The 8655-nt window shown below is 38.2% G+C and carries 8 protein-coding genes; all 8 read left to right on the top strand.

What is annotated here, in order from left to right; genetic code table 11:
- Positions 1–211: 211 nt before the first annotated feature.
- The 8 genes from efp (at position 212) to EAF07_RS10285 (ending at position 8422) form a co-directional block, all read left to right on the top strand.
- Positions 212–769 carry an elongation factor P gene (gene efp / locus EAF07_RS10250; RefSeq protein ID WP_121836450.1) on the top strand — a complete coding sequence of 186 codons (558 nt, stop codon included), beginning with the start codon at positions 212–214 and terminating at the stop codon, positions 767–769.
- A gap of 135 nt (positions 770–904) precedes the next feature.
- A complete protein-coding gene (locus EAF07_RS10255; RefSeq protein WP_121836451.1) occupies positions 905–1294 on the top strand; it encodes an Asp23/Gls24 family envelope stress response protein in 390 nt (129 codons plus the stop codon).
- Complete coding sequence (gene nusB / locus EAF07_RS10260; protein WP_121836452.1) at positions 1287–1712, top strand: transcription antitermination factor NusB; 426 nt, start codon at positions 1287–1289, stop codon at positions 1710–1712. Before EAF07_RS10255 ends, nusB begins: the two co-directional genes overlap by 8 nt.
- 251 nt (positions 1713–1963) lie before the next feature.
- The gene (locus EAF07_RS10265) at positions 1964–3934 is read left to right on the top strand and encodes a peptide ABC transporter substrate-binding protein (RefSeq protein ID WP_121836453.1); all 1971 of its coding nucleotides are present in this window, start codon (positions 1964–1966) and stop codon (positions 3932–3934) included.
- Between the two features lie 64 nt (positions 3935–3998).
- Positions 3999–5501, top strand: a complete 1503-nt coding sequence (locus tag EAF07_RS10270; protein ID WP_121836454.1) for an ABC transporter permease — start codon at positions 3999–4001, stop codon at positions 5499–5501.
- Entirely contained in the window at positions 5501–6427 is a 927-nt protein-coding gene (gene oppC, locus EAF07_RS10275) for an oligopeptide ABC transporter permease OppC (RefSeq protein WP_121836455.1), read from the top strand. Before EAF07_RS10270 ends, oppC begins: the two co-directional genes overlap by 1 nt.
- Positions 6428–6436: 9 nt before the next feature.
- Positions 6437–7489, top strand: coding sequence for an ABC transporter ATP-binding protein (locus tag EAF07_RS10280; RefSeq protein ID WP_121836456.1), 1053 nt, complete (start codon positions 6437–6439; stop codon positions 7487–7489).
- A gap of 9 nt (positions 7490–7498) precedes the next feature.
- Entirely contained in the window at positions 7499–8422 is a 924-nt protein-coding gene (locus EAF07_RS10285; protein ID WP_121836457.1) for an ATP-binding cassette domain-containing protein, read from the top strand.
- Positions 8423–8655 lie beyond the last annotated feature (233 nt).

Consider the following 8655-nt stretch of genomic DNA (forward strand, 5'->3'; position numbering starts at 1 on the left):
ATGAGTCTGCGTCGTAAGAAATATGCCCTAAGTCTGTCCTTTGACAAGTATTTAAAACAATTGCTTTAGGGCAAAAAACTTTCAACACTTGCAAAATGGAAATAGAAGATTTCATGCGTTTGTCGTGCAGTTCTGATAAAAATCTTGAGTAATACTAGCTTTTATGCTAAAATGAAGTGATAAAAATTGAAAATAAAGAGGTAATTCACTAATGATTGAAGCAAGTAAGCTTAAAGCAGGTATGACATTTGAAACAGAAGGTAAATTGATTAAAGTTCTTGAAGCAAGCCACCACAAACCTGGTAAAGGGAACACAATCATGCGTATGAAGCTTCGTGATGTTCGTACAGGTTCAACATTTGATACAACTTACCGTCCAGATGAAAAATTTGAGCAAGCGATCATTGAGACAGTTCCAGCTCAGTACCTTTACAAAATGGATGACACAGCTTATTTCATGAATACTGAAACTTACGATCAATATGAAATTCCAGTGGCAAACGTTGAAAATGAATTGCTTTACATCTTGGAAAATGCTGATGTTAAAATTCAATTCTACGGAACAGAAGTAATCGGAGTTACTGTACCAACAACAGTTGAACTAACAGTTGCTGAAACACAACCTTCAATCAAAGGTGCAACTGTGACAGGATCTGGTAAACCAGCAACAATGGAAACAGGACTTGTGGTAAACGTTCCAGACTTTATTGAAGCAGGTCAAAAATTAGTTATCAATACAGCAGAAGGTACTTACGTATCACGTGCTTAATCTTTTTGATAGGATTTAACGCTTTTAAGCAATTCTCTTTTTGAGACAAGTTTTCAAGTGGTTGGTGGCACTACAATGTGTGCCCTTTCAGAAATAATATCAAAAATATAAAACTCCTAGAAAGGAAAGAAGAATATGTCAACAGCAACAATTGGTGAAATCGTTATTTCTCCGCGCGTGCTTGAAGTGATTACTGGCATTGCAGCGACAACTGTTGAGGGGGTGCATTCCCTTCATAATAAAGCAGTTGCAGACACCTTGAGTAAAACATCGCTAGGGCGTGGTGTCTATCTAAACACTTCAGAAGACGGTACTGTATCAGCAGACATCTATGTCCAGTTACAATACGGTATTAATGTTCCTGCTGTTTCTATGGCGATTCAACAAGCTGTAAAAACTGCAGTTTATGATATGGCAGAAGTGACAATTGATACCGTTAATGTTCACGTTGTTAAAATGGTTCCTGCCAAAAGACCAAAACCAGACGTAAAAGCTCTTTTTGATGAGGATTTCCTCGATGACTGATAAATTAAAACATTCTCGTCGAGATATCCGTGAGCGTGCCTTCCAAGCTCTCTTTAGCCTTGAGTTTGGCGGAGACCTCCTACAGGCTGGTGAAAATGCTTATCGCTATGACAAACATGAAGAATCTGACGAAGATGTACCAGTATTTCTCCTTAATTTGATTAAAGGAGTTTGGGATCATCAAAAGGATTTGGATGAAAAAATAGCAGAGCACCTCAAAAAAGGATGGAGTTTGGAGAGATTGACGCTTAATGACAAAATTTTACTGCGTTTAGCCCTCTATGAAATGCAATATGAAGACACGCCGGGTCGTGTTGTGGTAAATGAAATCATTGATATTGCTAAAAAATATTCAGACCATACATCTGCAAAATTCATTAATGGTATTTTAACGAACTTTATTGTTGAAACCGATTAACAGACAGTCTCGTAAGAGACTGTTTTTGTGTAAATTGTAGACAAATGACCAAAAATTGTCCTAACAAATATAGAAAAAAGATGAAATATTTGTGAAAATATCTGAAAATTCAAACCTAAGCACAAAAAAATAAAAAAATATACCAAATTTTCTGACAAATTGCTTTATTTAAGAAAAATTTATGATATAATGGTTTCTAATAACACGACGAGACGGTCGGTTAAGAAAAGAAATTTATAGAGGTAGCTTTTATGAAAAATAAAGGTAAATTATTAGCCCTTGCTGGAGTAACTCTTGTATCAGCAGCAGTGCTTGCAGCTTGTGGAGGAAACTCTTCGGCACCTAAATCTGAGGGAGCTTCAAAAGTTTATAACTATGTATATGCATCAGATCCAAAATCTTTGGACTATATTTTGACTAACCAATCTGCGACTTCAGCGCTTGTAACACAAATGGTTGATGGTCTTTTGGAAAATGATAAATATGGTAACTTGGTACCATCTCTTGCAGAAGACTGGAAAGTATCGGAAGATGGTTTGACATATACTTACACATTGCGTGAAGGTGTGTCATGGTACACTTCAGATGGTGAAGAGTACGCACCAGTTGTTGCCGAAGACTTTGTAACAGGTCTTAAACACGCGATTGATAAAGATTCAGAATCACTTTACGTCATCCAAGATTCAATCAAAAATTTGAATGAGTACAAAGAAGGTAAAGTAAAATTTGAAGAAGTTGGTATCAAAGCCCTTGATGAACGTACCGTTCAGTACACTTTGAACGCTCCAGAACCATACTGGAATTCAAAGACAACTTACTCAATCATGTTCCCGGTTAATGCTAAGTTCCTTGAGTCAAAAGGTAAAGATTTTGGTTCAACTGACCCATCATCAATCCTTGTCAATGGTGCATATTTCTTAAGTGAATATACAGCTAAAACCTCAATGTCATTTACGAAAAATGATGCTTACTGGGATGTAGATAACCTTACTCTTGACGAAGTGAAATTGACATATTTTGATGGTGAAGATATCGGTTCCCTTTATACTAACTTTGATAAGGGTGCCTATAACGTAGCGACCCTTAACCCTAACGATCCGACTTATGCGGATGCTAAGAAGAAATATCCGGATGCTATCACTTATGGTATGCAGGATACAACCACTTACTTTGCATCAATCAACACAAATCGTTCTAACTTCACGAATTCTAAGAAAGATGCAGCTGCTCAAGAGTCAACTAAGAAGGCTCTTCTTAACCAAGATTTCCGTCAAGCAATTACATTTGCCTTTGACCGTGGTTCATGGAATGCCCAACGTGCGGGTGAAGATGCTAGAGAAAAAGCTCTTCGTAGCATGTTGACAGCACCAACATTTGTGTCTATTGGTGAAGAATCTTACGGACAAGTCGTTCAAAAAGAATTAGCATCTATCGGCGATGAATGGAAAGATGTTAAATTAGATGATGCGCAAGATGGTCTTTACAATGCTGACAAAGCTAAAGCTGAGTTTGCTAAAGCAAAAGAGGCTCTTGGCAGCGAGGTCACTTACCCAATCCAACTTGATTTCCCAGTGGACCAAGCAGATACTGTTGCTGTACAACGTGCACAATCAATGAAACAATCTATTGAGGCATCACTTGGAAAAGAGAATGTGCAACTTAATATTATTGAACTTGATAATGACACATACCTTAACTCAACTTACTATGCTGAGGATGTTTCACAACAAGACTATGACTTGACAATCTCAGGTTGGGGACCAGACTATGCTGACCCACGTTCATACCTAGACATTTTCAATGTTGAAAATGGAGCAAATGCTCAAAAAATTGGTGTAATGCCAGGTAAGAACCAAGATATCGCTAAAGCTCTTGGACTTGATACCTTTACTGCTGATCTTACAGCGGCAAATGCTATTATTGATGATCTTGATGCTCGTTTTACAGCACAAGCAAAAGCAGAAGCGAAATTACTTGATCAAGCTGTCGTTATTCCACTAATCTCACTTGGTGGTACACCACGTGTATCTAAAGCAGTACCATTCTCAGGTCGCTACTCTGTATCAGGTGTTAAAGGTTCAGATGTTTATAAAGGCATCAAGCTCCAAGAAGAGCCTGTAACAGCTAAACAATATGACAAAGCGAAGGCTGCTTGGCTTGAAGAAAAAGCTAAGTCAAATGCAGAAGCACAGAAAGCTCTTGCAGATCACGTAGCTAAATAAAACGTTGTTCAATCAGAACTTTCTCGTTTCTTGAGGAAGTTCTTTTGAACTGTTGGGGGAACGAATGAAAAAATATCTCTTTACTCGTACGTTACGATCGTTATTTTCTATTTTTATGGTTATGGTTGTAACTTATACGGTTGTCTACACACTGGTTCCGACACGACTTATTTTTAACCAAGACCCTTTGTATAATAAGATGTCGACAACACCAGATAAAAAGGATAACTATGTCAATACGGTTTTTGAACGTATGGGCTATATCCAGTACTATAATACAAAGGAATTGGTTAATAAGGCTAAAACTATAGATTCGGGAGTTACTTCTGAAGCAACTGAGTCTAATCAGAAAATCTACGAAGAATATATCGCTTCTGTAGGAAATGGTTGGGAGCTTCATAACTTCACAGAGAGCGGTAAGGCTTATGCCACTCGTAAAATTCCGATTTATGAACGTCTATGGAATTTCTTCTCAAACCTTGTTGTGATTGACCATCCTTGGAAAATTAAAGATAAGGAAAATCCAGATTTAGAACGTTATATCCGTGTTGAAAATGATCCAGCGATTGGCTGGTCAGTTGTTGGCTCTGGTACTAAGCATAAATATCTTGTTTATGTGAATAACCAGTTCCCATATATTCATCAAAACTTTATCACTTTTAACCTTGGTAATTCTTATCCGACCTTTAGTGGTATCCCTGTTCTTCAGGTTATCACACAAGGACAAGGTAAAGCCCTAACTCAAGATGTTACTTTCCCGACAGGAGTAACTAAAAAGTCTTCTGTTGATATTTATAGCCGCACTTACCAAAATCCTAGCAAGGCAGATGATATAGCTGTTGCAAACTTTGGTAAGGGGGATAATTATACTGCTACAAAAGTTCGTTATACTGATCCATCAATGATTGCGAACTCTGCTCGCATTGGTTTGACAGGTATTTTTATTGCTTACGTATTAGGTCTACCTCTAGGACTTTTCATGGCTCGTTTCAAGTCAACTTGGTTTGATTCTATGTCTACTTCTTTGATGACTTTTGTTTTAGCGGTGCCATCGATTGCTTTGATTTATGTTATTCGCTTTGTTGGAGGTCATCTCGGGCTTCCGGATAATTTCCCATTGTTGGGGGCGTCTGATGTACGTTCATACCTCTTGCCAAGTATTGTATTGGGGCTTTTGAGTGTTCCAGGACTTGCTATTTGGTTCCGTCGTTATCTAGTGGATTTGCAAAATTCTGATTGGATGCGTTTTGCTCGTGCCAAAGGCTTATCGGAAGGTGAAATTTATCGTTCACATTTATTTAAAAATGCCATGGTTCCTGTTGTTCATGGCATTCCAGGGGCAATCGTGTTGACAATTGCAGGTGCGACACTAACTGAAACAGTATTTATCGTCCCTGGTATGGGTAAAATGTTGATTGATTCTATCCGTGCTTCAAATAATGCTATGGTAGTTGGATTGACTTTCATCTTTACTACATTGTCTATCTTCTCACTCTTTGCAGGAGATTTGTTAATGGCTCTTGTTGACCCACGTATTAAGTTATCGACTAAGAAAGGAGGCAAATAATGTCAACTATTGATAAATCTAAGTTCCAATTTGTGGCTCGTGATGATAATGCCTCCGAGGTTATTAATACACCGGCCTATTCTTACTGGAAATCTGTATTTCGACAGTTTTTTGCGAAGAAATCAACATTACCAATGTTGATTATCTTGATTGCAGTTCTTTTGATGAGTTTTATTTATCCAATGTTTTCTAGCTATGATTTCCGAGATGTTAGTGACATTAATGACTTCTCAAAACGCTACATTTGGCCAAATGCTCAATATTGGTTTGGTACTGATAAAAATGGTCAGTCACTTTTTGATGGGGTCTGGTATGGTGCTAGAAACTCGCTCTTGATTTCGGTATTGGCAACGGTTATCAATATGGCTATCGGTATTGTTGTAGGTGCCTTTTGGGGTGTTTCTAAAAGTTTTGATAAGATTATGCTTGAGATATATAATGTTATCTCAAACATTCCAAGTATGCTGATTACAATTGTTTTAACCTATGCTTTGGGGGCTGGTTTCTGGAATCTTATTTTAGCCTTCACTTTGACGGGTTGGATTGGACCTGCATTTACTATGCGTACTCAAATTTTGCGTTATCGTGACCTTGAATATAACCTTGCCAGTCAGACCTTGGGGACACCTCCTATGAAAATTGCGGTGAAAAATCTTTTGCCACAATTGGTATCAATTATCATGACTATGGTTTCTCAAAGTTTACCAGGATATATTTCGTCTGAGGCTTTCTTGTCTTATTTTGGTATTGGTTTGCCAATTTCAACACCGTCGTTAGGTCGTTTAATTTCAAACTACTCAAAATACTTGACTAACAATGCCTATTTATTCTGGATTCCACTTACAGCTTTAGTATTGGTGTCCTTACCGCTTTACATTGTTGGGCAAAACTTGGCGGATGCCAGTGACCCACGTACTCACAGATAAGGAGATAACATGACAGAAACTAAAAATGTAATTTTATCAGCCGAAGATGTGGTCGTGGAATTTGATGTCCGTGACCGTGTTTTGACAGCAATCCGTAGTGTATCTTTAGAGCTTGTAGAAGGTGAAGTTCTCGCTCTTGTTGGTGAATCAGGTTCGGGGAAATCTGTTTTAACGAAAACTTTTACAGGTATGCTAGAGTCAAATGGTCGTGTTGCTTCTGGAAAAATCACTTATCGTGGTCAAGATTTAACAAGTATTAATTCACATTCGGACTGGGAAAAAATTCGTGGTTCAAAAATTGCGACGATTTTCCAAGATCCAATGACCAGTCTTAATCCGATTAAAACAATCGGTGCTCAAATTTCAGAAGTCATCATCAAGCATCAAGGAGTTTCGAAAGAAGAAGCTCGCGAACTCTCCATAGACTACATGAATAAAGTTGGTATCCCAAATGCGGAAAAACGTTTCAATGATTATCCGTTCCAGTATTCAGGAGGGATGCGTCAACGTATCGTTATCGCAATTGCTCTTGCCTGTCGTCCAGATGTGCTTATCTGTGATGAACCGACAACGGCTCTTGATGTGACGATTCAGGCTCAAATTATTGATCTTTTGAAGTCTCTTCAAAAAGAATATAATTTCACAACTATCTTTATCACGCATGACCTCGGTGTCGTTGCCTCTATCGCTGACAAGGTTGCGGTAATGTATGCTGGTGAAATTGTTGAGTTTGGTACAGTTGAAGATATTTTTTATGACCCACGTCATCCTTATACATGGAGCCTTTTATCTTCGCTACCTCAGTTGGCAACAGAGTCTGGTGAGTTATTCTCTATCCCGGGAACTCCTCCGTCACTCTACGCGCCTATAAAAGGAGATGCATTTGCTCTTCGTTCTGAATATGCAATGCAGATTGACTTTGAAGAACCGGCACCTAAATTTAAAGTTTCGGATCACCACTGGGCTAAAACTTGGTTGCTCCATCCAGAGGCTCCCAAAGTTGAAAAACCAGAAGTTATCCAAAATCTTCATGAGAAAATTTCTCGTAAAATGTTGAAATAGGAGAAGGAAATGACTGAAAAATTAGTTGAAATTAAAGATTTAGAAATTTCCTTCGGTGAAGGGAAAAAGAAATTTGTAGCTGTTAAAAATGCCAACTTCTTTATCAATAAAGGGGAAACGTTCTCTCTTGTTGGTGAATCAGGTTCAGGAAAAACCACAATTGGACGTGCCATCATTGGTTTAAACGATACAAGTAGCGGAGATATTATCTTCGATGGTAAAAAAATCAACGGAAAACTTTCTCGTTCTGATAAAAAAGAAGTGATTAAGCGTATTCAGATGATTTTCCAAGATCCAGCGGCAAGTTTGAATGAACGTGCGACGGTAGATTACATCATTTCGGAAGGTCTTTATAACTTTAACCTTTTTGCAAATGAAGAAGAGCGTCAGCAGAAGGTTCGTGACATGATTACCCATGTTGGACTTTTACCTGAACACTTAACACGTTATCCACATGAATTCTCGGGTGGACAACGTCAACGTATTGGTATTGCACGTGCTTTGGTTATGCAACCTGAGTTTGTTATTGCGGATGAACCAATCTCTGCACTTGATGTATCGGTGCGCGCGCAGGTTTTGAATCTTCTGAAACAATTCCAGCGTGAGTTAGGTTTGACTTACCTCTTTATCGCTCATGACCTATCGGTGGTTCGTTTTATTTCTGACCGTATTGCTGTTATCCATAAGGGTATTATTGTCGAAGTGGCTGAAACTGAGGAGTTGTTTACGAATCCAATTCACCCTTATACAAAATCACTCTTGTCGGCGGTCCCTATTCCAGATCCTATTTTGGAACGTCAAAAAGAATTGGTTACTTACGACCCAGAAATGCACGATTATTCTGTTGATAAACCAGAAATGGTTGAAATCAAACCAGGACACTTTGTTTGGGGTAATAAATCAGAAATGGAAACTTACCGTAAATCTTTATAAATTAGAAGAGCTAGATTCGTCTAGCTTTTTTGGCGATTTAATATCAGAACAGTTTTGAACATTTGGATGTGTGATACTTGGATGTTTTCAAGAAGTGTAGATGTCACACGACAAACGCATGAAATCTTCTATTTCCATTTTGCAAGTGTTGAAAGTTTTTTGCCCTAAAGCAATTGTTTTAAATACTTGTCAAAGGACAGACTTAGGGCATATTTCTTACGACGCAGACTCAT

The organism is Streptococcus hillyeri (assembly GCF_003686955.1).
Classification (GTDB): domain Bacteria; phylum Bacillota; class Bacilli; order Lactobacillales; family Streptococcaceae; genus Streptococcus; species Streptococcus hillyeri.